At 65.3% G+C, this 23,231-nt stretch carries 24 protein-coding genes; 13 read left to right on the top strand and 11 right to left on the bottom strand.

Going from position 1 to position 23,231, the window contains the following annotated elements; genetic code table 11:
• Positions 1-50: 50 nt before the first annotated feature.
• From ACODS2_RS01330 to ACODS2_RS01285, 10 genes are all read left to right on the top strand, one after another.
• On the top strand, positions 51-458 hold the full coding sequence (locus tag ACODS2_RS01330; protein WP_298174091.1) for a phage major tail protein, TP901-1 family: 408 nt from the start codon (positions 51-53) through the stop codon (positions 456-458).
• The gene (locus tag ACODS2_RS01325; protein ID WP_488997247.1) at positions 455-787 is read left to right on the top strand and encodes a gene transfer agent family protein; all 333 of its coding nucleotides are present in this window, start codon (positions 455-457) and stop codon (positions 785-787) included. The genes ACODS2_RS01330 and ACODS2_RS01325 overlap by 4 nt, the downstream gene beginning before the upstream one ends.
• Positions 784-981, top strand: a complete 198-nt coding sequence (locus tag ACODS2_RS01320) for a phage tail assembly chaperone (protein WP_488997246.1) — start codon at positions 784-786, stop codon at positions 979-981. Before ACODS2_RS01325 ends, ACODS2_RS01320 begins: the two co-directional genes overlap by 4 nt.
• Positions 974-1,552: a tail tape measure protein gene (locus ACODS2_RS01315; protein ID WP_421839753.1), complete on the top strand. Its 579-nt coding sequence runs from the start codon at positions 974-976 to the stop codon at positions 1,550-1,552. The genes ACODS2_RS01320 and ACODS2_RS01315 overlap by 8 nt, the downstream gene beginning before the upstream one ends.
• A gap of 16 nt (positions 1,553-1,568) precedes the next feature.
• Positions 1,569-3,923, top strand: a complete 2,355-nt coding sequence (locus tag ACODS2_RS01310) for a DUF2460 domain-containing protein (RefSeq protein WP_488997245.1) — start codon at positions 1,569-1,571, stop codon at positions 3,921-3,923.
• A gap of 1 nt (position 3,924) precedes the next feature.
• The gene (locus ACODS2_RS01305) at positions 3,925-4,755 is read left to right on the top strand and encodes a DUF2163 domain-containing protein (RefSeq protein ID WP_488997244.1); all 831 of its coding nucleotides are present in this window, start codon (positions 3,925-3,927) and stop codon (positions 4,753-4,755) included.
• The gene (locus tag ACODS2_RS01300; protein ID WP_488997243.1) at positions 4,752-5,162 is read left to right on the top strand and encodes a peptidoglycan endopeptidase; all 411 of its coding nucleotides are present in this window, start codon (positions 4,752-4,754) and stop codon (positions 5,160-5,162) included. The genes ACODS2_RS01305 and ACODS2_RS01300 overlap by 4 nt, the downstream gene beginning before the upstream one ends.
• A 5-nt stretch (positions 5,163-5,167) precedes the next feature.
• On the top strand, positions 5,168-7,384 hold the full coding sequence (locus ACODS2_RS01295; RefSeq protein WP_488997242.1) for a phage tail protein: 2,217 nt from the start codon (positions 5,168-5,170) through the stop codon (positions 7,382-7,384).
• A 72-nt stretch (positions 7,385-7,456) separates the two neighbouring features.
• Positions 7,457-7,861: a DUF2793 domain-containing protein gene (locus tag ACODS2_RS01290; protein WP_488997241.1), complete on the top strand. Its 405-nt coding sequence runs from the start codon at positions 7,457-7,459 to the stop codon at positions 7,859-7,861.
• A gap of 192 nt (positions 7,862-8,053) precedes the next feature.
• Positions 8,054-9,160 (top strand): OmpA family protein, encoded by a 1,107-nt coding sequence (locus tag ACODS2_RS01285; protein WP_488997240.1) that lies wholly within the window; start codon positions 8,054-8,056, stop codon positions 9,158-9,160.
• A gap of 172 nt (positions 9,161-9,332) precedes the next feature.
• Here ACODS2_RS01285 and ACODS2_RS01280 read toward each other — a convergent pair whose 3' ends face one another.
• From ACODS2_RS01280 to ACODS2_RS01250, 7 genes are all read right to left on the bottom strand, one after another.
• Complete coding sequence (locus ACODS2_RS01280; RefSeq protein WP_488997239.1) at positions 9,333-10,874, bottom strand: MFS transporter; 1,542 nt, start codon at positions 10,872-10,874, stop codon at positions 9,333-9,335.
• Positions 10,864-11,568 carry a 7-cyano-7-deazaguanine synthase QueC gene (gene queC, locus ACODS2_RS01275; protein ID WP_488997238.1) on the bottom strand — a complete coding sequence of 235 codons (705 nt, stop codon included), beginning with the start codon at positions 11,566-11,568 and terminating at the stop codon, positions 10,864-10,866. The genes ACODS2_RS01280 and queC overlap by 11 nt, the downstream gene beginning before the upstream one ends.
• Positions 11,569-11,617: 49 nt before the next feature.
• Positions 11,618-12,064, bottom strand: a complete 447-nt coding sequence (locus ACODS2_RS01270; RefSeq protein ID WP_488997237.1) for a DUF3617 domain-containing protein — start codon at positions 12,062-12,064, stop codon at positions 11,618-11,620.
• Positions 12,065-12,180: 116 nt separating this feature from the next.
• The gene (gene hslO, locus ACODS2_RS01265; protein WP_298174809.1) at positions 12,181-13,089 is read right to left on the bottom strand and encodes an Hsp33 family molecular chaperone HslO; all 909 of its coding nucleotides are present in this window, start codon (positions 13,087-13,089) and stop codon (positions 12,181-12,183) included.
• Positions 13,090-13,091: 2 nt separating this feature from the next.
• The gene (gene argF / locus ACODS2_RS01260) at positions 13,092-14,018 is read right to left on the bottom strand and encodes an ornithine carbamoyltransferase (protein ID WP_488997236.1); all 927 of its coding nucleotides are present in this window, start codon (positions 14,016-14,018) and stop codon (positions 13,092-13,094) included.
• Positions 14,015-15,208 carry an aspartate aminotransferase family protein gene (locus ACODS2_RS01255; RefSeq protein ID WP_298174811.1) on the bottom strand — a complete coding sequence of 398 codons (1,194 nt, stop codon included), beginning with the start codon at positions 15,206-15,208 and terminating at the stop codon, positions 14,015-14,017. Before ACODS2_RS01255 ends, argF begins: the two co-directional genes overlap by 4 nt.
• A 140-nt stretch (positions 15,209-15,348) precedes the next feature.
• Complete coding sequence (locus tag ACODS2_RS01250) at positions 15,349-16,047, bottom strand: cold-shock protein (RefSeq protein ID WP_488997235.1); 699 nt, start codon at positions 16,045-16,047, stop codon at positions 15,349-15,351.
• A 399-nt stretch (positions 16,048-16,446) separates the two neighbouring features.
• On the opposite strand from ACODS2_RS01250, the gene ACODS2_RS01245 reads away from it, so the two are divergent.
• The 3 genes from ACODS2_RS01245 to ACODS2_RS01235 are packed head-to-tail and all read left to right on the top strand — an operon-like array spanning position 16,447 to position 18,322.
• Positions 16,447-16,881, top strand: coding sequence for a protein tyrosine phosphatase family protein (locus ACODS2_RS01245; RefSeq protein ID WP_488997234.1), 435 nt, complete (start codon positions 16,447-16,449; stop codon positions 16,879-16,881).
• 17 nt (positions 16,882-16,898) lie between these two features.
• Complete coding sequence (locus ACODS2_RS01240) at positions 16,899-17,336, top strand: hypothetical protein (protein WP_488997233.1); 438 nt, start codon at positions 16,899-16,901, stop codon at positions 17,334-17,336.
• Positions 17,333-18,322: a sterol desaturase family protein gene (locus ACODS2_RS01235; RefSeq protein WP_488997232.1), complete on the top strand. Its 990-nt coding sequence runs from the start codon at positions 17,333-17,335 to the stop codon at positions 18,320-18,322. The genes ACODS2_RS01240 and ACODS2_RS01235 overlap by 4 nt, the downstream gene beginning before the upstream one ends.
• On the opposite strand, the gene ACODS2_RS01230 is transcribed toward ACODS2_RS01235, so the two are convergent.
• Genes ACODS2_RS01230 through ACODS2_RS01215 form a run of 4 tightly spaced genes read right to left on the bottom strand, consistent with a single transcriptional unit; the run spans position 18,263 to position 23,229 of the window.
• The gene (locus ACODS2_RS01230) at positions 18,263-19,732 is read right to left on the bottom strand and encodes a hypothetical protein (protein ID WP_488997231.1); all 1,470 of its coding nucleotides are present in this window, start codon (positions 19,730-19,732) and stop codon (positions 18,263-18,265) included. The two genes, ACODS2_RS01235 and ACODS2_RS01230, sit on opposite strands and share 60 nt — an antisense overlap.
• A gap of 40 nt (positions 19,733-19,772) precedes the next feature.
• Entirely contained in the window at positions 19,773-21,092 is a 1,320-nt protein-coding gene (gene wecC, locus ACODS2_RS01225; RefSeq protein WP_488997230.1) for a UDP-N-acetyl-D-mannosamine dehydrogenase, read from the bottom strand.
• Positions 21,082-22,203 carry a non-hydrolyzing UDP-N-acetylglucosamine 2-epimerase gene (gene wecB, locus ACODS2_RS01220; protein WP_488997229.1) on the bottom strand — a complete coding sequence of 374 codons (1,122 nt, stop codon included), beginning with the start codon at positions 22,201-22,203 and terminating at the stop codon, positions 21,082-21,084. The genes wecC and wecB overlap by 11 nt, the downstream gene beginning before the upstream one ends.
• 39 nt (positions 22,204-22,242) lie before the next feature.
• Positions 22,243-23,229 (bottom strand): agmatine deiminase family protein, encoded by a 987-nt coding sequence (locus ACODS2_RS01215; RefSeq protein ID WP_488997228.1) that lies wholly within the window; start codon positions 23,227-23,229, stop codon positions 22,243-22,245.
• Positions 23,230-23,231: the final 2 nt, after the last annotated feature.

Here is a 23,231-nt window from a genome sequence, read left to right as displayed (position 1 = left end):
AGGCCCTGCCTTGCGAATGTGATGCCTAACTCTCAACCAGGAGAACCGAAATGCCCGCACAGAAGGGAAGCGCCTTTCTGCTGAAGATCAGCGATGGCGCTGCGACGCCGACCTACAACACCGTGGCCGGGCTGCGCACGACGCAGATGTCGATCAACGGCGAACTGGTGGTGGTGACCAGCAAGGATTCGGGTGGCTGGCGCGAGCTGCTTTCCGGCGCGGGAACGCGATCGGTGAGCGTGAGTGCAGCCGGAATCTTCCTTGGCAGCGCCGCCGAGAGCCAGGTTCGCGGCAATGCGCTGGCCGGCACCATCACCGACTACGAGCTTTCATTCGAGGGCGGCGAGAAGATGCGCGGCAAGTTCCTTGTCCAGAAGCTGGATTACTCCGGCGATTTCAACGGCGAGCGCAATTACACGCTGTCGCTCGAAAGCTCGGGCGTGGTGGTGCAGGTATGAGCGGCGTGCCGATGACGCCCGCGACCGCCAATCCGCATCGCGGCGAGGCTGGTCTGCCGCTGGACGGCGTGACGCATGTGCTGCGCCCGACTTTCGGGGCCCTTGTGGCCGCCGAAGAAGAACTTGGGCCGCTGTTTGCGCTTGTCGAGCGCGCGAGCGGCGGCGAGCTGAAGCTGGGCGAGATGGTGGCGCTGTTCTGGCATTGCCTGGCGCATCCTTCCGAACAAAGCCGCGAGGACTTTGCTGAGGCAGTTACCCGCGCCGGCCTCTCTGCCTGCGCACCGGCGCTGCGCAGCCTGCTCGTGCAGGTGCTGAAGGGCGGCGGATGAGCGAGCACTTCGGCGAGGCAGCGACACGGCTTTCGGGCCAGGCGGCGCTGCTGATCGGCTGGGCGCCGGATACCTTCTGGTCCGCCACCCCGGCCGAACTGGCGGCGGTTGTCATGGCCGCCGCACCGCCGCCGGCGGACGGCATCGACCGCACCACCCTGTCTTCAATGATGGAGCGCGACGCGCATGGATAGTCTTTCTACGCTGGTCGTCGATGTGCGGGCCAGCACCGACGGGTTTGCCGCCGACATCGGCCAGATGCGTAACAGCTTCGATTCGATCCTGGTCGATGGTTTCAGCCGGGGCAGCGATGTGCTGGAGCGCGGGTTGCTGAGCGCCGTGCGGCGCGGAAGCCTGGGGTTCGAGGACTTGCGCCGTACCGGTCTCAGGGTGCTCGACGACATTGCGGCGCAGGCCCTGCGCGGCGGCCTGGCCTCGATCGGGCTCGGGAGTTCGGGAGGCAGTGGCCTTGGCGGCGGGATCCTCGGCCTTGGCGGCCTGATCAGCTCGATCTTCGGGTTGCCGGGCCGAGCGACCGGCGGACCGGTCGCGCCGGGGCGGCCATACCTCGTCGGCGAGCGCGGGCCGGAGCTATTCGTGCCGACATCGGCCGGGCAGATCGACCCGGGCAGCGGCGGCGGCGGGCGGGCTGTCAACGTCTCGATCAAGGTGGTCGCGCCCGCAGGCAGCAGCAGCCCGGAAAGCCTGCGCCGCTCCAGCCGTCAGGTGGCGCAGGCGGTGCGCCGCGCCCTGAGCGAATACTGAGAAGGAACGAGAGGCCATGAGCTTCTGGCTGGCAAACCGCCGCACCGTGCAGGCGACCGACACGATCCAGCGGTTCGATCCGCGATTCTGGACCGTGGATTTCCCGCGCCCGGCGATGGCTTCGGTGGTGACCACGGCACCCGACGCGCTGCGAGTCGATGCGGTGTTCCAGAAGGCGGATGATCTGATCGGGCTGATCTGGGAGAGCGCAGACCGGTGGGACCACCCGCTGCTCGCCTATGACACCAACCGCGACTATGCGCGGCTCACCCTGTCGTTTCGCTGGCGTTCCAGCGGCGTGCTGCCGCTCGATGCCATCAATGGTCCGACGCTGACGATCGAGGGTCGCGACGCGGCTGGCAATCCGCGCGGTTGGTATGTGCGGCTGTGGAACTATGCCGAGGGGACCCCGACCGATGCGGTGGTGACGTTGCCATTCTCGGCGCTGGCGGGTGGGTTCCTGCTGCCGGGGGAAGCCGATCCGGTCCATCCCTCGGACATCGACCGGATGTTCATTTCACTCGTCGCGCCCGGCTATTCGGCGACCGCGACGACGCCGTTTTCACCGGCGTTGACGGGTTGGGCCGAATTGAGCGCCATGCGCTGCAGCGGGCACAGACCCATGCTGACCATCGGCGATGTGATGGTGCCGCCGCACGGGCTTTGCATGGCGACGGGCTATGACGACGGCTACAACCAGACGCCGGCGCGAATACTCCGCACCATTCGGGGCCTGGGCTATCGCGGCAGCATCAACCACTATGTCGGAATGAGCCACTTCTTTCCGCTGGCGCCGGACGGCGCGGGCGGTTTCGTGGTCGATCCGGCGCTGCCTGCACTCAATCCTGCGGCAGAACATTGGCATGGGGCGTTCCTGTCTGCCGCAAAGGCGATGGGATACACGGTCATCCTCTCGCAATCCTACGAGTTGCTGGCACAGCATTGTCCCGCCGCCTGGCAGCAGCGAACCGCCGATGGCGCTCCGGCCCGAACCGGCTGGTCGCCGCCTTCGGCTTTGCTTTCGCCGGCCAGCACGGCGGCGAATGACTGGCTGCGCAAGGTTGCGGTGCGGCTGGCCGGATTGTTGATCGAAGCCGGCTTGCCGGTGCGGTATCAAGTGGGTGAGCCGTGGTGGTGGGTCACCGCAGATCGCAAGATCTGTCTCTACGACGACGCAGCCAAGGCGGCACTGGGCGGCAGCCCGGTGGTCATTCCCGACCTTGGTGCGACGCTGACGGCTGCGCAGAAGGCGCTGCTTGATGCAGCGGGCGCGCTGCTGGCGAGTTCGACGACGAGCCTGGCGGCAGCCGTGCGAACGGCGGCGGGGAGCGCGCGGTGCGAAACGCTGCTGTTGGCATTCCTGCCAACCGTGCTCGATCCCGCGACACCCGAGGCGCGGCGTGCGAACCTGCCGACCGGATGGGCGGCGCCCGCTTTCGATGTGCTGCAGCTCGAAGACTACGACTGGCTGACGGCCGGGTTCGAAGCGCGGCGGACACGGGGGCGGGCCGAAGCGGAGGCTCGGCTCGGCTACCCGCGCACGCAGCAGCATTACCTTTCGGGCTTTGTGCTGAACGCCACCGATGCCGAGGCCATGTGGCCACTGATCGATGCAGCCGCGAGCGAAGCGCAGGCGCTGGGCGTGGCGGAAACTTTCATCTGGGCGCTGCCGCAAGTGGCGCGCGACGGCTTTACCCGCCTGCCCGATGCCACCGCCGGGGCGGCCAGCGAGGACGACATGATGCAACCCTTCGACGACGTGCTCTTCCCTATCGCGATTGGCCGGTCCGCGACCGTGACTCCTGAGTTTTCGACCAATGTGACGATCACGGCATCCGGGTTCGAGCGGCGCAGCAGCCTTTGGGCCGATGCTCGGTTGCGTTTCGATGTGGGCCCCGGCGTCCGCTCCGAAGCCGAGCTCGGCGAGCTGATCGGCTTCTTCCGGGCGCGGCGCGGACAGGCGCGGGGGTTCCGGCTGCGGGATCCATCCGACTACAGTTCCAATGGCATGACCGGCACGCCAACCGGGCTGGATCAGGTGATCGGGACCGGCAACGGGGCCAGGGCACGTTTCCCGCTGGTAAAGGCCTATGGCCTCGGCATCGATGCGCAGCAGCGGCGCATTACCCGTCCTCGCCCGGACAGCCTGCTGGTGAGCGTGGACGGCGCGGCGGTGACGAGCTGGACCCTCGATGGCCTGGGCGAGATCGTGTTTGCCGACGCGCCGGCTGCGGGCAAGACCGTGCGCGCAGGCTTCCTGTTCGACGTGCCGGTGCGGTTTGCCGAAGACCGGCTCGACATCTCCGGCGCGGCGTTTGCCGCGGGCGAGGCACCGAGCGTGCCGCTGATTGAACTGCGCGAGGAAGCCTGACATGCCCGAAAGCACGAGGGTCTGGTTCAGCCAACCGCTTGAGACCGTTGCCATCTGGTGGCGGCTCGAGCGGCGCGATGGCGTGACGTTGGGCTTCACGAGCCATGATCGGGACCTTGCGTTCGATGGGCTCGTCCATCGCACCGCGCCCGGCATGGTGCCCTCGGCGATCCGCCGCACCGCCGATTTCGAGGCAGACAGCGCGGAAGTGGCGGGCGCGCTCAGCCACGATTCCATCCGCGAGATGGACCTTGCGGCAGGCCGGTTCGACGGCGGTTCCATCGCGATGGGGCTGGTCGATTGGGAGACGCTTGAACGCATGACGCTCTATGCCGGCACGATCGGTACCGTGGGGCATGAGGGTGCGGGCTTTTCGGCCGAGCTGCGTTCGGTCAAGGACCTGCTGGCGCGCCAGATCGTGCCGCGAACCGCACCAACCTGCCGAGCAGAATTCTGCGGCGAAGGCTGCACGCTGTCTGCCAATGCCTTCACCCATCAGGCGGTTCTCGCCGCTACTTCGGCGGATGGGGGAGCCGTCCGCGTTTCAGGGGGGCCGGCTGCCGAATCGTTGGCCTTCGGAACGCTGCGCTGGATCGATGGCCCCGAGGCGGGGTTGATTCGCCGGATCGAGGCGGTCGACAGCACCTGGCTTGTGCTGGACCGGGCGGCGGCTGCGAATGCAGCCATCGGCACACGGATCGAGCTGCGCGAAGGGTGCGACCACACGCTTGGCACCTGCGCGACTCGTTTCGGCAACGCCATCAACTTTCAGGGCGAGCCGTTCCTGCCGGGAAATGATCTGCTGACCCGCTATCCGGCAGCGCAGCGGTGAACGCGGCGTTCGTTGAAGCCGCAGCGAGCCTGATCGGCGTCCGCTTTCGGCTGCATGGCCGCGATCCTGCGACGGGCCTCGACTGCGTGGGGGTGGTGGCGGAAGCGATGCGCCGCGCGGGAACCGAGCCGGTCGTACCGGCAGGATATCGCCTGCGCACCATCTCGGTGAACAGCCTGCTGCCCTTTGCTCAAGCCAATCGGTTCGAACCGGCACCGCCAGCGGATGCCGATGTCGTGCTCGTCATGGTGAGCCCGATCCAGCCGCACCTCGTGGTGCGTGCTGCGGGCGGCTTCATCCATGCGCACGCCGGACTGGGCAAGGTGACCTTCCTGCCCGGACCCCTGCCATGGCCGACCGCCGGTGGCTGGCGGGTTCCGACCTTGCTGCACACAATCAGGGACTGACACGTATGGCTACTTTGCTGCTCACTGCTGTTGGCACCGTGTTCGGCGGTCCGCTTGGCGGTGCGATCGGGGCGCTCGTGGGGCGCCAGGTCGATGCCGCTATCATGGGGGGACGCAAGGTCGAAGGCCCGCGCCTGAAGGATCTGACGGTCCAGACATCGAGCTATGGGTCTGCTTTGCCCCTGCATTTCGGCAAGATGCGGGCTGCGGGCAGTGTGATCTGGGCAACCGAACTCGTCGAGCACAAGGATACGGCGCGCGGCGGCAAGGGACGACCTTCGGTCACCAGCTATACCTACACCTCGTCGTTCGCGGTGGCGATTGCCAGCAGGCCGATCGCGGGGATTGGGCGAATCTGGGCTGACGGCAACCTGCTGCGCGGCGCGGGCGGCGATCTCAAGGTGGGTGGCACTCTGCGCATCCACCATGGCCATGGGGATCAGGCAGCCGATCCACTGATGGTCCAAGCGGAGGGGCTGACGCAGTGTCCTGCGCATCGCGGCCTTGCCTATGCGGTGTTCGAGGATTTGGAACTGGCGGACTATGGCAACCGCATCCCCTCGCTGACCTTCGAGATACTGGCGGACACGGCCGGCACTTCGATCGGTGCCATCGCGCGGACGATCCTGCCGGACGCGGCGGTGAGCAATTTGGACACCAGCCTTACGGGCTTCAGCATCGACCAGGGTTCCGCTGGCGATGCGCTGGCGGTGATCTCGGAAGCCGTGCCGATCGTCTGCGCGGTTTCCGGGGGCACTTTGGCGATCCAAGCGGCAGAGCCAGCCGGGTCTGTCACGCCAGTAGCCTTGCCTGGCCCTGCGGCCGCAAACACGGACGGCCAATCGGCGGAGGCCAAGGCCAGCGGCTGGTCACGCAAGCGCGAACCTCTGCCGCGAGTGCGCCAGTGCGGTGTCCGGTATTACGACGTGGCACGCGACTACCAGCCGGGCCTTCAGCGCGGCATCGGCCGGAGCGAGCAGGGCGACCTCGAGGTCATCGAACTTCCGGCGGCACTCAGCGCCGCAGAGGCGCAGACGCTGGCCGGCAATGCAAGTCGCCGGGCAGCGCGCCCTGCCGATACGATCACCTACCGGATCACGGAAATCGACCCCGCGATAACCCCCGGTGCATTCGTGAGCATTCCAATCGCCTCTGGCCTATGGCGGATTTCCCAATGGGAGTGGCAGCAGGACGGTGTGTTGCTGTCGCTGACCGCGAGCCCGTCAAGCGGAGCGACTGCCGTGAGTTCGGCACCCGTGACGGATCCGGGCCGGTTCAATCCCGCTGCGGATCTTGCCAACACACCGACTGTGCTGGAAGCGTTTGCGCTGCCATGGGATGGGACCGGGAGCGGAACGACGGCAGCGGTTTTCGCCGCGGCATCGGGAGCCAGTGCGGGCTGGACCGGCGCCGCCCTGCTTGCGGATCTCGGCGGCGATGGCGGCGCACTGACTTCCATCGGCTCGACCGGACGTAGCAGGGCGCGCTTGGGCCGCACCATTGGCGCGCTGCCCACCGCGTCACCGCTCTTGCTCGATCGCCAATCGACGCTGGACGTCGCGCTGGCGGGCACGGATCAAGTGCTGGTCGATGCCAGCCTCGCCCAGCTCCTGCAGGGGGCGAATCGGGCCCGGATCGGCAACGAGATCGCCCAGTTTGCAAGCGCCGCACCGCTGGGAAGCGGCGTGTGGCGGCTAGGCAACTGGCTACGCGGTCGCGGCGGAACGGAGTGGGCGGTGGGGACCCATGTCACTGGCGAACCCTTCGTTCTGATCGACGACAGCCTGGTGCAGCTGGATGCGGCCATGATCGGCGATCCGGCCGCAACCCAAATCGTTGCGGTCGGCCTGGGCGACACCGCCGCAGTCACTGTGCCGATCGCAGACCCGGAAGCCACGCTGCGGCCGCTCTCGCCTGTTCACGGTACGGCAGTGCTGCAGAACGATGGTTCCATCGCGCTGCGCTGGATGCGGCGGGCACGCGGGGCATGGGTCTGGCTCAATGGAGTCGATACGCCGCTGAACGAAGAGTCGGAGCTCTGGGAAATCACCGTCGGCGACCCGGATACACCGGCGCTGCGCTGGCAAACGATGGCCAGTACCTTCGTGGCGACAGCGGAGCAGATTGCAGGACTGCCCGCTGACGCGCCGCAATACTTTGCCGTTCGCCAGATCGGGCGAAATGCTGCCTCCATGCCGCTGCACATCGATTTCCCTTCCTGACGCCCGCGAGAGGACACGATGATGACCGACCCCCTGAGCTTTTCGTCTACTTCGCCGCGCTTTGCATTGCCCATGCTGTTCGCCGGGCAGAGCCAGAAGGAAGTGATTGTAAATGAAGCCTTGCTAGCGGCAGACGTGCTGCTCCATCCGGCCGTCGAAGCGGTCATCACGGCTCCACCGACAGCGCCAGCAAACGGGCAGTGCTGGCTGGTGGGAGCAAGCGCGACCGGCGCATTTGCCGGACAAAGTGGCCGGATTGCAGCCTGGAGCGAAGGCGGTTGGCGGTTTGTTTCTGCCAGAGAGGGGATGCGCGCCTACGATATCGCAGCAGCCGCCTACCGATTCTTCGCCGGAGGCACGTGGCAACTTGCGCCGGCGCCGACGATACCATCCGGAGGCGCGGTGATCGACAGCGAGGCCCGCACTGCAATTGCTGCGATAATCACGACACTACGCGCAGCTGGCGTACTGTCCTGACCCTGAATCCCCCTGATCATACTTCGATCATGCCGCCCGACGACCCCGCTCTGGTGTGGGATCTTTGCCTAGATGTCTGGTTTTAGTTGCCTTTTGGCAACATCCCGCACTCACGTTTGCTTGCAAGCAAAAACGAGAGCCGCTAATGGCGAGAACACCCGAGGCATGACTTCGAATAAAGGGGAAATGAGAATGCGGAAACTGCTCGTGGGCTTGGCCCTGGCGTCCACGGCGCTCGCAACGCCGGCACTCGCCAAGAAAGATTCCTGGTACGTCGAGGTCGATGCTGGCGCGATGATCGTCGAAAGGACTGATCTGGCCATCGCTGGTGTCGCTAACGCGGCCAACCTCAAGAGCGATACCGGCTACGACGTTGGCGGTATCGTGGGTTACGACTTCGGCGGCTTCCGCCTTGAGACCGAAGTCGGTTATCGCCGTGCACGCGCTGACCGCATCACCGACAGCACGGGCGCCACGGTTGATCGCGCTTCCGGTACGCTGGGTGGCCGCTCGCAGGCTCTCAGCTACATGGTCAACGGCTTGCTCGACTTCGGCGGCGACGATGGCCTTCAGGGCTTTGTCGGCGGCGGTGTCGGCGTTGCGAACGTCAAGTACTCCATCGCGACGGCCGGCTTCGGCGGTGTGGACGATTCGGCTACCAAGTTCGCGTGGCAGGCAATCGCAGGTGTTCGCGCCCCGCTCTCCAAGCACTGGGATGTGGGTCTGAAGTATCGCTACTTCAGCGTGAGCAACGTCAACGTCGTCGGCAACGGCGCGCTGACAGGTCAGGACCTTATGGGCCGCTGGCGCTCGCATTCGCTGCTCGGTACGCTGGCCTACAACTTCGGCGGCGCTGAGCCTGCGCCGATGCCGGAACCGCCCGCTCCGCCCCCGCCGCCCCCGCCGCCGCCCCCCCCGCCGCCTCCGCCGCCTCCGCCGGCGCCGGTCTGCAACAAGGGGCCCTACATCGTGTTCTTCGACTGGGATAAGTCGAACATCACGCCTGAAGCGGCGACCATTCTGGACAACGCGGTTACGGCCTATGGCAACTGCGCCAGCGTTCCGATCATGCTGGCCGGCTACACCGACCGTTCGGGCACGCCGAAGTACAACCTTGGCCTGTCGCAGCGTCGCAACGACTCGGTCCGCGGCTACCTGACCGCCCACGGCATCCCCGATGGCGCGATCACCAACCAGGCCTTCGGTGAAGCCAACCCGCGCGTTCCGACCGCGGACGGCGTGCGCGAACTTCAGAACCGCCGCGTGGAAATCACGTACGGTCCGGGTTCGGGCATGTAAGCTTCGGCAAATTGCCGATTGGAATTGGGGGGCCGGAGCAATCCGGCCCCCTTTTTCTTTTGGCGAAGATGATGCGCTGCATAAAACGGCCAAGGCCTGCGAGCTGCTTGCATCTATGGCGTGCGGGGGCGATTACCCACCAGGTGATGTCAGCTGACTTTGGGGTGCGGCCCTAGCGCTCGCGGCTGACCAGATCACGGCGGCACACTTCGAGAGCCACCAGTGCGAAAGGCACGACGACAAGAATACCGGCAAGCCCGATGCGCAGATTGGCACCGAACGCACCCGAGATCTTGCCCGCCGCATAAGGCCCGAGTGCAAGGCCCACCATGGTCGCAAACAGGAAGAATGCCGCTGTTGCAGTGGCACGACTTGTCGCCGGGACAATGTTCACGATCGTTCCCGCTGCACCGCCCAGCGCACAGCTTGCCAGGAACCACATCGGGAACACGCAGAAGTAGACGACCGTAAGCGAATGGGTCGCCAGCATGATGCAGTTCGGCACCAGCGACGTGAGCAGCGCCGCGATTACCACGAGGATGCGCCGGGAATGGTAGCGATCGCCTGCAAGGCGGTCTCCCAGCGCTCCGCCGGCGATCACGCCCAACGCGCCGCCAATCGCTGCCGATCCGCCGACAATCAGCGCCACGGCACCGGCTGATGCGCCAAATTCGCGGATCACCAGCGAAGGTCCGAATGCCGAATTGGCGTAAGTGATCACACACATCAGCCCGTAGCCGAGGTTGAGGCCCACGACCGACTTCGAGGCCCAGATCACCTGGAAGGCTTCGGGATCATCGTAGCGCAGGGCAACCGCCCAGGAAGCAATGGCATAAGTCCCGATGCCAAGCGCAATCCATTGTGCCGGATCGCCGATCAGCACTGACAGGATTGTCCCAAGCAAGCCCAGACCGGCCATGATGGCGAGATTGCCGAACAAGGCCGTGCGGCCGCGCCGGGCAGCAGCCAGCAGGGTGAACGGGGGGACGATAGTTGCCAGATCGCGCACGAAGGCTGCAAGCGTCGCGGGTTGAGGGGCGGGACGAGGCGCACCTTCAGCCTGGGGTGCCTCAAAGCGTCCACGAAGCGGCTCGCGCAGGCTGCGCACCCAGAACGCAAGAGCAAGGCCGGGAAGCCCAACGGCAAGAAACGCAGCCTGCCAGCCAGCGAGGCCGAATGGCCGCTCCCCCAGCGGAAAGGCGTGGTTCCAGCCCCCGGCGATCGCTGTTCCGATGTAGAGCGAAAAGCCGCCGCCGAGGTAAATGCCTGACGAAAAGATCGCCACTGCGGTCGCACGGCGGTGTGCGGGAAAGTAATCCGCCAGCAGCGAATAGGAACATGGCCCCGCAGTCGCCTCGCCCACGCCGACGCCGATCCGCGCGGCGCCCAGCTGCAGGAAACTGCGTGAGAGACCGGAAAGCGCGGTCATTATCGACCAGAGGGCAAGGCCGGCAGCAAGGACCCGTGTGCGCATGGCGCGGTCTGCCAGCTTGCCAAGCGGGATGCCGAACAAGGCGTAGAAAACGCCGAATGCAGTGCCGTAGAGAAAGCCGAACTGGGCATCCGAGATGCCAAGATCATGCTTGATGTCGACCGCAAGGATCGTCAGCAGTTGCCGATCCACGAAGTTGATGATGTAGACTATGACGAGGACAAACAGCGCGTACCAACTATAGCGGTCAACGCCGAACCATTGCTTCGGCTTATCCGTCATCTCCATACTTGGTGCCATCCTCTATCCCGGCTGCATCGAATCCCGCGCGCCGCAGACGGCAGCTGTCGCACACGCCGCAGGCCCGTCCATCGGGCAGCGGATCGTAACACGACCAACTGGCACCAGGATCGAGCCCGAGACGGGCCGCTTCTTGCGCGATTTCGCTTTTCTTCAGGTGTTGGAGCGGGGCGTGAACCCGCACGGTACCGCCCTGATCGCCAAGCTTGGTGGCGACCCGGGCGAGACTCTCGAAGCCGCCGATGAATTCCGGCCGGCAATCGGGATAGCCCGAATAATCGAGCGCATTGACCCCGATGAAGAGGTCTGATGACCCAGCCGCCTCAGCCCATGCCAGGGCCAGCGAGAGGAAGACGAGATTGCGGGCCGGCACGTAAGTGACCGGAATGTCGTCGCCCACCCCGTCTTTCGGCACCGCGATATCAGCAGTCAGCGCCGATCCACCGAATTGGCGCAGATCGAGCGGCAGAATGACATGGCGCTCTACGCCCAGCGCTGAAGCAATGCCGCGCGCCGCCTCGATCTCGACCCGGTGGCGCTGGTTGTAGTCGATCGTCAGCGCGAGAACACGGAAACCCTGCTCACGCGCGAGGGCGGCGCAGACCATCGAATCGAGCCCACCCGAGAGAAGGACAACGGCGAGCGGGCTTTCCCGGGAAACGGCTTCGGCGACCATGTAGCAGAGCTAAAGCCATGAACTGCTTGTGGCAATCCTCAGCGCGCAATCAGGATGTGCATGCGCCGATGCGCCGCACTTCCGCGCGGAAATTGAACGGCACGCCGTGTGCGATACCCTGCGTTTCCAACTGCACGAGCTGCGCACTTTCATAGCGAACGGATGTCTGTCCGTAGCCATTGCCCGGGCAGGTGTAATGGACCGTTACCGTGTCCGCAGTGTCCTGCACCGTGAAGCTGCGGCAGACTTCGCGCATATGCTGAATCTGGATCAAGCGGCGACCGTTCTCGATGCACAGCCTGCTGCGGCCGCCGGCGAGATCGCGATCCCGCACTTCCCATTGTCCCGGCTTGAGCTGGTCGAGCATGGCAAGCGAAGGGCGCTGCGCCGTAAGCGCAGGTGCGACAAACACGAGCGACATGAAGGCGCCGCCACCAACCAGCCGGACAAGTTGGCGGGCCGAGACTTCGGTTAGGGTGCGCAGCAGGCGGTCCATCTGGCAGGCGCGTCCAAAAAGGCGCCCCGACACCATGCCGGACCGCTGCTTGCAGTATACGCGGAATCTGGCTGCGTTAAAGTGTTCTTCGTCAGCGACGAACCGAATCGGTGGTATCAGTCGAGATCAATCTCGAAGACCTTCGAGCAGAATGCGCAGTCGACGAGGATCAATCCTTCCTCATTGCGCATCTCTGCGCGCTCTGCCGCCCCGAAGCGCGCCAGTACGGATCGATAGTAGTCGCTGCTGCAGCGGCACCCTTTGACGATCTGCTTGCCGCGTTCCACGCGCACCTCGCGTTCTTCGTGAAAGAGCCGCCAGAGGACCGTCTCTAGATCGAGGTCTGGATCGACCAGTTCGGTGGGTGAAACCGAACCGCCCATGATCCGCATGTGCTCCCATTCCGGATGATCGAGCTGGACATGGAGCCGCTCACGGCCTTCCTCACCCTCTGGCAAGTGCTGGATCAGCATGCCGCCCGCGACGCAGCCAGCTGAATCGCTGCGCACACCGAGGCGGATCAATGTGGGGATCTGTTCCGACTGCAGGAAGTAGCTCTCGCAGGCCGCTGCAAGTGTCTCTCCCTCAAGCGGAACGACGCCCTGATAGCGCTGCCCCGTCGCCGCGAGATCGAAAGTGATGGCAAGGTAGCCATCCCCGAACAGGGCGTGCAGCGTAGGGCTGGGCCCCAGTTCGTCCAGCCGCGCGCGGTCGAAACGGACATAGCCGCGCAGCTCGCCGCTGCGGTAGTCGCAGACGAGCAGGTCGATAACGCCATCCTGGGTCTGCGCCTGCATCGTCAGCTGGCTCTGCTCATCCTTGAGCAGGGAACCAAGCAGCGTTGCCAGCACCATCGCCTCGGCCAGCAGGTGGCGGATCGGCGCAGGATAGGCGTGCGCCGCGATCACAGCATCGAGCACAGGTCCAAGGCGCACGATGCGTCCGCGCGCATTACGCTCGGGCACAGTGAAAGTCAGGACCTGGTCAAAGCCGGTCGTCCCGGCAGAAGCGGCATCATCCGACATGGTCAGAGCTGCCCGAACGCCCAGCGCAAGATCGATTTCTGCGCGTGGATGCGGTTTTCTGCCTCATCCCACACGACCGATTGCGGGCCATCGATCACGTCGTCGGTCACTTCCTCCCCGCGATGGGCGGGCAGGCAGTGCAGCAAGACGGCATCGGGCTTCGCCAGCGCCATGAGGCCCGCGTTCACCTGGAACGGGGTCATCGCCGCAAGCTTGGCCTCGGCATGGGCCTGCCCCATCGAAATCCAGGTGTCGGTCACGACAACGTCGGCGCCGCGCACGGCATCCGCCGCGCTGCGAACGGTATCGATGCGAGCACCGCCGCCGCGCGCTGCGGCGATGAATGCGGGATCGCTGTCGTACCCCTCGGGCACGCCGATGCGGACGTTGAACTTCATCAGCCCCGCCGCCTCGACAAACGAGTTGAGCACGTTGTTGCCGTCACCAAGCCACGCGACCTCAAGCCCGGGCAGCGCCTTGCCATGTTCGAGCAGGGTCTGCAGATCGGCGACGATCTGGCAGGGATGCGAGAGATCGGTCAGCCCATTGATCACCGGCACGCTGGCGTAATGCGCCAGTTCCTCGAGCTTCGCGTGATTATCGGTGCGCAGCATGATGGCATCGGCCATGCGGCTGAGCACACGGGCCGTATCGGCGATGGTCTCCCCGCGGCCGAGCTGCGTGGTCCCGGCGTCGAGCACGAGGCCGCTGCCGCCAAGCTGGCGGATCGCGATGTCGAAGGAGACCCGCGTACGCGTCGAGTTCTTCTCGAACACCATGGCGAGGACCCGGCCGGCGAGCGGCGCATCGGCATCGTGTTGACCCTTGGGCAGCGCGCGCCGCGCCGCCTTCCGGTCCATGGCATCACCCAGAATGGCGGCGAGGGCATCGCCGCCGGCGTCGCTCAGGCTGAGGAAATGCCGGGTCATGCCGGCACGGCTTCGACCGCATAACTGGCAGTTGCGGCCGAGAGCTTCTCCATGAATTCGTCGATGTGGCTGTCATCGATCACCAGCGGCGGCAGGACGCGGAAGGTCATGTCACCCGCTGCGACGGTGAGCAGATGGTGGTTGTCGCGCATGTGGGCGACGAACGCGCGCGGCTCGATCTTCATCTTGACGCCGAGCATCAGGCCCCGCCCGCGCACCAGTTCGAACATGTCCGGGTAGTTGCCGATGAACTGCTCGAGCCGGCCGCGCAGCCGCTCTCCCTTTGCCTTCACGTCCGCGAGGAAGGCGGGTTCAGCCACCACATCGAGCACGGCTTCGGCCGCAGCCATCGCCAGCGGATTGCCGCCATAGGTGCTGCCGTGGGTGCCGATCACCATGCCGCGTGCGGCCTTTTCGGTCGCGAGGCAGGCACCAAGCGGAAAGCCGCCGCCGATACCCTTGGCGCTCGCCATGATGTCGGGCGTCACGCCGTACTGCTCGTAGGCATAGAGATCGCCGGTGCGGGCGACGCCGCACTGCACTTCGTCGAAGATCAGCATGAGGTCATGCTCGTCGGCGAGAGCGCGCAGGCCCTGGAGGAATTCGGGCGAAGCATCGCGGATGCCGCCCTCCCCCTGGATCGGCTCGACAAGGAAGCCCGCCGTATTCGGCCCGATCGCTGCTCGCGCCCCTTCGAGGTCGTCGAAGTCGACATAGCGGAAGCCTTCGAGCAACGGCAGGAAGCCCTTGTGCATCTTTTCCTGATTGGAGGCGCTGATCGTGGCCATCGTGCGGCCATGGAACGCGTTCTTGAACGTGATCAGCTCATAGCGCTCGGTATTGCCGGCATGCTGATGATAGGCGCGCGCGGTCTTGATCGCGCATTCGACGGCCTCGGCACCCGAATTGGTGAAGAACACCGTATCGGCGAACGTCAGGTCTACCAGCCGCTGGGCCAGATGCTCGCCCTGCGGGCTACCGTAGAGATTGGAGACATGCATCAGCGTTGCTGCCTGCCGCTGAATCGCGCCGATCAGGTGCTCGTTGCTGTGGCCGAGCAGGTTGACCGCGATGCCGCTGGCGAAATCGAGATAGCGCGTGCCGTCTTCACTGATCAGATGGCAATGCTCTCCGCGCACCGGACGCACGCCGCACCGGGGATAGACGGGCATCAACGGGGTGATCGACATGACACGTTTCCTTCCTGCTTCGGCTCCCGCTGTGCCGGGAGTGTTGTCGTAAACGACAAATGGCGACCCCGAAGGGCCGCCATCTAAAAATGCCGGTGGCGCAGGGCTTCGGCCATAGGCCGAAGGACCCCGCACCAATCTCAGTCTTGTCGGGGCGTCAGGTTGACCGCCGAGTACTTGCCCCGCCGATCGACCTCGAGATCGAACTCGAGCTTGTCGCCCTCGTTCAGCTCGCGCATGCCCGAACGCTCGACCGCGCTGATGTGCACGAACGCGTCAGGCTGGCCATCATCACGCGTGATGAAGCCGAAGCCCTTCATGGCGTTGAAGAACTTGACTGTGCCGGTAGCCTTCTCGCCCGTCAGCTGGCGCTGCGGCGCGGCGGGCTTGGCCGCGACCGCAATCACGTCACCCACGACCTGCAGATCGGCTGCGGAGATCTTGCCGCCGCGATCAACGAGGTTGAACTCGAGCTGCTGGCCTTCGGCAAGACCTTCAAGGCCTGCACGCTCGACAGCGCTGATGTGGACGAACACATCCTCACCGCCGTCTTCGCGCTGGATGAAGCCAAAGCCCTTCTGACCGTTGAAGAACTTCACCACACCCTTGCCGGTGCCGACGACCTGCGCCGGCATGCCGCCGCCGCGGGGACCGCCGAAGCCGCCGCGATCACCGCCGCCGAAACCACCGCGACCGCCACCGCCGCCGCCGAAGCCGCCGCGATCAAAGCCGCCGCCGCCGAAACCACCGCCGCCGCCGTAAGGGTCGAAGCCGCCCTCGTCACCGAAACCATCGCGCTTGTCGCGTCCGCGACCCCGCCGCCCTCTGTCAAAACCCATAAAAACCAATAAACCTTCGTTCCGCCCCTGCTTTCCTGGGTGCCGCAAGCCGGACGCGGCTGCCGACGGCACAACAAGGGAAATGCGCGAGACTCCGCTCGCCTGATCCTCTGCACTTGAGACTATAACCAACAAAAGGCTCCAGCGCGAACGGATTCGTTGCTTGGGAGGACTTGGCGGCAGATGGGTGTGGCCTTTCTACCATGTTCAGGCGGCACTTGCCCTCGCCGGAGGCTTTCGGCAAAGCTGATGTGATGCATTTGTCCTCGCCTTCGGCTGTCCGTTCGGTATGGGCCGCGTGCGCCGGGATGACGGCCACTGGCGCCCCGCTTGCGCAAGTCATAGGGACAACACCGCAACGGCGTGAACGGTGCGGCGGCACTGGAGAGAGATAACCTCATGTTTCGCAAGATCGACGACAAGACCTTCGCTAGCCCCCAGATCGAGCTTGCGGACGTGACTGAAGCTCAGGCGCTGGGCATAGGCTTGATCATCAACAACCGGCCTGAAGACGAGTCCCCGGACCAGACACCAGGTGCCGTAATCGAAGCCGCTGCCAACGCAGCTGGCATCGCCTATGTCGCGATCCCCGTCACACATGCGGGCTTCTCCATGCCGCAGGTCGAAGCGATGGAAGCGGCCCTTGCTGCAGCTGGCGACAAACCGGTGCTGGCCTATTGCCGCTCCGGCACCCGCTCCACGCTGCTCTGGGCACTGGCGCAAGCGAAGATGGGCATGACGCCGGATGCGATTGCAGCCCATGCCGCAGGTGCAGGCTATGACGTGAGCCCGATCACGCCGCAGCTCGATTTCCTCGCCGCGCAGGCGCGCTGAGGCAGGCGATCCGCGCAATGGCACTGGACGCCTTCCTTGCGCTCCCCGGCGCAGGCATTGCCTTGCAGGCGATCGGTTCGCTTGCAGCCGTGCTGCTGGTCTTCGTGATCGTGCGCGCGCTCGGCATGGGCAGCGACGTGCGGATAGCTGATGAAGCCGAGGCCCGCGCCCTTGCCGAGGAAGCGCGCTGCGGGTTCGATCCGGTCGATGTCGCGCTCGACCGCGCACGCATCGGCGCGCTGGTGCGCAATGCGACCGGCGAGGTAATGCTCATCCGCCGGCACGGTGCGAAGTTCGCCGGGCGGCTTCTTTCGTCGCATGTAGGCGCGCGGCTCGATCGCGGGTTCATCACGCTATCAACCGATGATCCGCATTTTGGCAGCATCACCCTTGATCTGGGCGATCAGGCGCAAATCTGGGCCGCCAGCCTGCGCCGACTGGGAACACGCGCATGAACGAGACAGTGGCCTCGGTCATCGCCGCGCTCGGCACGCCGATCACCCATCCGATCGACGTGATCGCCTATGCGGTTCCGGCATTCGTCGCGCTGATCCTGATCGAGATCGCATGGGCGCGCCGCCATGCACCAGACGCTTACGAAGCGCGCGATATGCTGACCTCGCTGCTGATGGGCCTTGGCAGCACGATCGCTGGTGCGCTGGTGTTAGGCGCGATCTACGCCGCCGCAACCTGGCTTTACGCGCACCGCATTGCCACCGTGCCCTATGCCTGGTGGTCGTGGATTGCGGTGCTGCTGCTTGATGATTTCAACTACTATTGGGCGCATCGTACCGGCCACCGCGTCCGCTGGTTCTGGGCAGCGCACGTCAACCACCACACCAGCCAGCACTATAATCTAAGCACGGCGCTGCGGCAGACCTGGACGGGTTTTATCGCGCTTTCCTTTGTCTTCCGCATCTGGCCTGCGTTCGTGGGCGTGCCCCCGGAAATGCTGCTGACTGCCGGCGCGGCCAACACCGTCGGCCAGTTCTGGATCCACACCGAAGCCGTGCGCCGCATGCCGGCGTGGTTCGAATGGGTGTTCAACACCCCCTCGCACCACCGCGTCCACCACGCGACGAACCCGCTCTATCTCGACCGCAACTACGCCGGCGTGTTCATGTTCTGGGATCGCCTGTTCGGCACGTTCCAGCCCGAGCTCGACGAAGAACCGGCGCATTACGGGGTGATCCGCCAGCTCGGCACCTTCAATCTGCTCCACAGCGTTTTCCACGAATGGAAGGGCATAGCGAAGGATTTTGCGGCGGCCCCGTGGCGCTATAAGCTGGCCTATCTGGTGCGCGAGCCCGGCTGGAGCCACGATGGCAGCCGCGACACAAGCGATGCGATCCGCGCCCGCTGGCTGGAGCGCACCGGCGGCCTAGTGCCCGATCAGCCCCAGCGCATGGCGGATGAAGGCGTCGCGGTCAGCCACCCATAGCATCTCGTCCGAAAGCCTCGGGTTGGCGTATGTCCAGCCATCTGCGGAGTAGACCTTGCTGAAGGTCCCGCGCGTGCCGAATGCGAGCGAGACAGCGCGCTGCTCAGCGCGAGTCGTAAGGCCCTCGCCTGCAATCGTTGCAGTCCCGGGCGTGAACCCCCGTCCCCATGGACGCAGCGCGAAGACATACGGCTCGGTGCGGAAGCTGTGCACCTCGGTGTTGAAGAACACCGACAGGTACACCTGATCAAGCGCGCCGAGCGCCGCAGGCGGCATCCGCCATTCGGACGTGGCAATCACTGGCCAGGGATAGTGCTGCGGATTGCCGTATAGGATCTCGCTGCGCAGATCGACGAGCGCATCGCGCGGCTCCTGCAGCGGCGCGACCCGATCGATCCGGAGGTTGTTCGCCCAGGTAAACCCGAACGAAGTCGCATCGATAAGCGGCATCGCCGAAGGCGAACCGCGGCCCGGGGCGTTCGACACGCGCACGTTCTCGTAGATGCGCAAGTAGGCCTTGTCCTTCAGTTGGTGCCCGCTTGCGATATTGCTCCAGCCCAGCTGGCCCTTCCAGCTTACATTGCGGAAATGGGAAACCAGCGTGCCGTTGATGTAGGTGCTGTGCTCCTGATCATTGTTGGTGCCGACATTGCCCTCGATCTCGCTGTCTTCGGCATAGAGCATGGTCTCACCGCTGGGCACGAAGATCGCGTTCTTGCCGCCGAACAGCCGCGATCGCCGGATGACCGCCGTGAACAGGCCGGGCGGCGCACCTCCGAACGTCTCCAGATGCAGCGCGCCCATCGGCTGGATCGCACCGGGAAAATCGAGCTCGATGTCACGCATTTCGAAATGAATGCGGCTTCGGCCCATTTCCAGCGCACGCATGCGCAGGACAGCCCATTGATCGCCGCTGCGAAACGTCACCCGCTCGCCGGGAATGGACGACCGGAAGATGTACTGCGTGCCATCGAGGTTGCCGACGATGTCCGGCAGGCTAGGCGCAAAGGGGTAGACGCAAGGCCGTCCAGCCCGGTCGCGGGCTTCGTAGATGAACTCGAGGCCGCCTTCGGCGCGGCCATAGAGCGAAGCTACATCGTTGCCCTGATAGACCTCGCGCCCTGCCGCCTGCGAGGCATCGCACTTCACGAAGAAGCTGTTGGTGGGCCGGCGCAGCCCCTGCATCGGCATGTAGGACGGGTAGGTCGCATCGTGTGTGGCATATTCGGCCAGCGTGCGCGGCGGCGGCAGCTCCAGCGGGACCACTGGCTGAAGCGGCGGCACAGACGTCTGCTGCCCAGTGCCGGCGCCGCGCGCTGTCGTTTGCGCGTTCGATTCGCTGCCGAGGCCGCTGCAGCCGATGGTGCCGAGGACCGCGAGACCGGCGGCCAGCCGAAGGGGTAGTCTCATGGCGATCCTTCCGGCCACGGGCAGGCTCGCCCGCATGAGCTCAGCTGGCGAGCCGCAGCGCGGTGCTGACGCTCTCCGCATCCGGCTGGTCCGGCCAGATGCCGCGCGTGTCGTAGACCACTTTGCCGCTGCGCTCAGCGAGCGGGACGACCTTGAACACGTCATGATCGACCAACACGACCAGCAGGTCGCAGGTCTCCAGCGCATCGTCGAGATCGATCAGGCTTGCGCCGGTGTCGGTGAATTCGACTGGCAGCGCGTTCGCATAAGGCTCCACGATGCTCACGCGATTGCCGTACTTGCGAGCGATCCGCGCTGCAACAAAGCGGGCCGGGCTCTCGCGGAAGTCGTCGATGTTGGCCTTGAACGCGAGGCCGAGGCACGCGATGCGAGCATTGGGCTGCGCTTCGATCAGCTCGGTGGCCCGCGCGATCACGTGGTGCATCTTCTGGTCGTTAACCCCGCGCGCGGTGCGGATCAGCGGGGTATCGTCGGGCGCGCTCGCCACGATGAACCAGGGATCGACGGCAATGCAGTGCCCGCCCACGCCAGGCCCCGGCTGCAGGATATTGACGCGCGGGTGGCGGTTGGCCAGCCGGATCACTTCCCACACATCAAGGCCCATGCGGTCCGCCACGATCGAAAGCTCGTTGGCAAACGCGATGTTCACGTCGCGGTAGGCGTTTTCGACCAGCTTGGTCATTTCTGCCGAACGCGCGTCGGTGGTGATGCAGGTTCCCCGGACGAAGCGCTTGTAGAAGGCGAGCGCCTTGCGTGCGCAGCGGGGGGTAATGCCGCCGATGGAGCGGTCGTTGTTGGTGAGTTCTTCCAGAATGCGGCCCGGCAGCACGCGCTCGGGGCAATAGGCGATCGACACGTCCGGTGTCTCGCGCGTCAGGCCGGGGAACTTGAGATCCGGGCGCAGGCCAGCCATCAGATCGCGCATTGCATCGGTCGTGCCCACCGGGCTGGTCGATTCGAGGATCACAACGTCGCCGGGCTTGAGCACACCTGCCACTTCGCTGGCAGCGGCCTGAACATAAGATACGTCCGGCGTGTGGTGACCGTCCTTTGCGAACGGTGTCGGCACCGCGATGACGAAAACGTCGGCGGGTTCGATCTGGGTCGATGCGCGCAGCAGGCCGCGCTGGACCACGCCCTGCACCAGCCCATCGAGATCGACTTCCTCGATATGGATTTCGCCGCGGTTGATCGTGTCGACCACGTGCTGCGTCACATCGAGGCCGAGCACCGGGCAGCCGGAACGGGCAATGATCGCAGCAGTGGGAAGTCCGATGTAGCCGAGGCCGACAACGCAGACCTGCGGCTTCTGATCGCCATTTCCGATTTTAGCGGACATTCCCCAAGAGCTCCACGATACGCTGCGCGGCGTGCCCGTCCCCGAAGGGATTGTGCGCGCGCGCCATTGCCGAATAGGCAGCCTTATCGTCGAGCAGAGTAAAGATTTCGGAAACTATCCGGCCTGTGTCGGTGCCCACGAGCCGCGCCGTGCCGGCCTCGACGCCCTCGGGCCGCTCGGTCGTCTCGCGCATGACGAGGACAGGCTTGCCGAGCGCGGGCGCTTCCTCCTGCACGCCGCCACTGTCGGTGAGCATGATTTCGGCCAGGCCCAGCAGGCGCGCGAAGTGCGGATAGTCGAGCGGCTCGATCAGCGCGACGTTGGGCAGGTCGCCCAGCGCGCCTTCCATCACCTTGCGCACGTTGGGATTGGGGTGGACCGGGAAGATCAGCGCCACATCGGGGCGCGCGGCAATCTGCCGAATCGCCTCGGCGATAGCCTCCAGTCCCCCGCCGAAATTCTCGCGCCGGTGGCTAGTGACGCCGATGATCCGCTTGCCCGCGAACCGTGCCTCAAGGCCCGCAAGACCACTTGCCAGTGCAGGTTCGGCCTCGATCCGGGCGCTCACCCATTGCAGCGCATCGATCACGGTGTTGCCGGTCACGTGGATGGCATTGGCGGCCACGTTCTCGGCCTTGAGCGCCGCAGCAGAGGTCTCGGTCGGCGCAAAATGTAGCGCGGCAATGGTGCCGATGATCTTGCGGTTCACCTCCTCGGGCCAGGGGTGATAGATATTGTGGCTGCGCAGCCCCGCCTCGACATGGGCCACGGGAATCTTGCGGTAATAGGCCGCCAGCGCACCGGCCATCGCGGTGGCGGTATCGCCCTGCACCACGACCCAGTCCGGCTTTTCAGCGTCCATCGCCCCGCCCAGGCCCGTGAGCAGCGCAGCGGTGAGGCCGTCGAGCGTCTGGTCGGGTTTCATCAGATCAAGATCATGATCCGGCACGATCCCGGCGATAGCCAGCACCTGATCGAGCATGCCGCGGTGCTGCGCCGAGACGCAGGTCACGACGCGAAAAGCGGGATCGGCGGCAAGTGCATGCACCACCGGAAACATCTTGATCGCTTCCGGCCGCGTGCCGAACACCACGAGAATTGTCTGTGTCATGCTCCTGCCCCTACCATGCGCCGGTTAAGGGGCGCATAATCAGGCCGCAGGCATCTGCTGACTGGAACAATGGAAACCCCCGCCGCCTGCAAGCACCGCATCGGCTATGAGCCCGATGACCGCACGCCCGGGAAAGAGTTCCGCAATCGCGGCGACGCCATCATCGTCATGCTGCGTTCCGAACACCGGAACGATGACCACCTCGTTGGCGATCACGAAGTTCATGTAGCTCGCCGGCTGGATCATCCCGCCCCATTCGACCAGCCCCGGCGAAGGAACCTCGACAACTTCCACTCCGAAATCACGCGCCCGCGCTGCCGCATCGGCATAGATCGTCGCATTGGGATCGCCCGGCCCCGTCGCGCGCGGCAGCGCCAGCCGGTTCGGCGCCACGAACCGCGCAAGGTTGTCGACATGGCCATCGGTATGATCGTTGATGAGTCCATCCCCGAGCCACAGCACGCGCTCGTAACCGAGATCGCGCGCCAGCCGCGCTTCAAGATCGGCCTTTGCCAGTGCTGGATTGCGGTTCGGATTAAGAAGGCACTGCACGGTCGTCGCAACAAGGCCCGTCCCGTCACCATCAAGCGCGCCGCCTTCAAGGATCCAGTCGCAACGGTCCGCAGGCAGACCCGCGCTGGCGGCCAGATCGGCGCCGATTGCCTCGTCCCCGGGCATCAGATACTTGCCGCCCCAGCCGTTGAAGCCGAACAGCCGCGCGCGTCGCTCTTCGCCCCCACACACCACCAGCGGCCCTGTATCGCGCAACCACACATCGCCATAGACCCGGCGCTCCAGTGTGACCGCGCTCGACACCAAGCTGCGCGCGCGCGCCTCGTTGGCTCCGTCGCGCACGATCAGGCGGACTTCCTGTCCGCTATCGGCAACGGCACTGGCAAAGGCGGCAATCTGCACCTGCGCGGCGTCGATCACGCCGGACCATTCCTCCGCCAGATGCGGGAAGCCGATCCAGAGCCAGTCCTGCGGATGCCATTCCGGCGGCATCCGCAGCGCAGTCGTGGTCATGG

This window comes from Novosphingobium sp. FG137, from assembly GCF_057809735.1.
This window is presented reverse-complemented; position numbering and strand designations above follow the sequence as displayed.

Bases quoted from the DNA above. Each gene is read 5' to 3' on its own strand.
- ACODS2_RS01330 (WP_298174091.1), top strand. From the start codon at position 51: ATGCCCGCACAGAAGGGAAGCGCCTTTCTGCTGAAGATCAGCGATGGC.
- ACODS2_RS01325 (WP_488997247.1), top strand. From the start codon at position 455: ATGAGCGGCGTGCCGATGACGCCCGCGACCGCCAATCCGCATCGCGGC.
- ACODS2_RS01320 (WP_488997246.1), top strand. From the start codon at position 784: ATGAGCGAGCACTTCGGCGAGGCAGCGACACGGCTTTCGGGCCAGGCG.
- ACODS2_RS01315 (WP_421839753.1), top strand. From the start codon at position 974: ATGGATAGTCTTTCTACGCTGGTCGTCGATGTGCGGGCCAGCACCGAC.
- ACODS2_RS01310 (WP_488997245.1), top strand. From the start codon at position 1,569: ATGAGCTTCTGGCTGGCAAACCGCCGCACCGTGCAGGCGACCGACACG.
- ACODS2_RS01305 (WP_488997244.1), top strand. From the start codon at position 3,925: ATGCCCGAAAGCACGAGGGTCTGGTTCAGCCAACCGCTTGAGACCGTT.
- ACODS2_RS01295 (WP_488997242.1), top strand. From the start codon at position 5,168: ATGGCTACTTTGCTGCTCACTGCTGTTGGCACCGTGTTCGGCGGTCCG.
- ACODS2_RS01290 (WP_488997241.1), top strand. From the start codon at position 7,457: ATGCTGTTCGCCGGGCAGAGCCAGAAGGAAGTGATTGTAAATGAAGCC.
- ACODS2_RS01285 (WP_488997240.1), top strand. From the start codon at position 8,054: ATGCGGAAACTGCTCGTGGGCTTGGCCCTGGCGTCCACGGCGCTCGCA.
- ACODS2_RS01280 (WP_488997239.1), bottom strand. From the start codon at position 10,874: ATGACGGATAAGCCGAAGCAATGGTTCGGCGTTGACCGCTATAGTTGG.
- queC (WP_488997238.1), bottom strand. From the start codon at position 11,568: ATGGTCGCCGAAGCCGTTTCCCGGGAAAGCCCGCTCGCCGTTGTCCTT.
- ACODS2_RS01270 (WP_488997237.1), bottom strand. From the start codon at position 12,064: ATGGACCGCCTGCTGCGCACCCTAACCGAAGTCTCGGCCCGCCAACTT.
- hslO (WP_298174809.1), bottom strand. From the start codon at position 13,089: ATGTCGGATGATGCCGCTTCTGCCGGGACGACCGGCTTTGACCAGGTC.
- argF (WP_488997236.1), bottom strand. From the start codon at position 14,018: ATGACCCGGCATTTCCTCAGCCTGAGCGACGCCGGCGGCGATGCCCTC.
- ACODS2_RS01255 (WP_298174811.1), bottom strand. From the start codon at position 15,208: ATGTCGATCACCCCGTTGATGCCCGTCTATCCCCGGTGCGGCGTGCGT.
- ACODS2_RS01250 (WP_488997235.1), bottom strand. From the start codon at position 16,047: ATGGGTTTTGACAGAGGGCGGCGGGGTCGCGGACGCGACAAGCGCGAT.
- ACODS2_RS01245 (WP_488997234.1), top strand. From the start codon at position 16,447: ATGTTTCGCAAGATCGACGACAAGACCTTCGCTAGCCCCCAGATCGAG.
- ACODS2_RS01240 (WP_488997233.1), top strand. From the start codon at position 16,899: ATGGCACTGGACGCCTTCCTTGCGCTCCCCGGCGCAGGCATTGCCTTG.
- ACODS2_RS01235 (WP_488997232.1), top strand. From the start codon at position 17,333: ATGAACGAGACAGTGGCCTCGGTCATCGCCGCGCTCGGCACGCCGATC.
- ACODS2_RS01230 (WP_488997231.1), bottom strand. From the start codon at position 19,732: ATGAGACTACCCCTTCGGCTGGCCGCCGGTCTCGCGGTCCTCGGCACC.
- wecC (WP_488997230.1), bottom strand. From the start codon at position 21,092: ATGTCCGCTAAAATCGGAAATGGCGATCAGAAGCCGCAGGTCTGCGTT.
- wecB (WP_488997229.1), bottom strand. From the start codon at position 22,203: ATGACACAGACAATTCTCGTGGTGTTCGGCACGCGGCCGGAAGCGATC.
- ACODS2_RS01215 (WP_488997228.1), bottom strand. From the start codon at position 23,229: ATGACCACGACTGCGCTGCGGATGCCGCCGGAATGGCATCCGCAGGAC.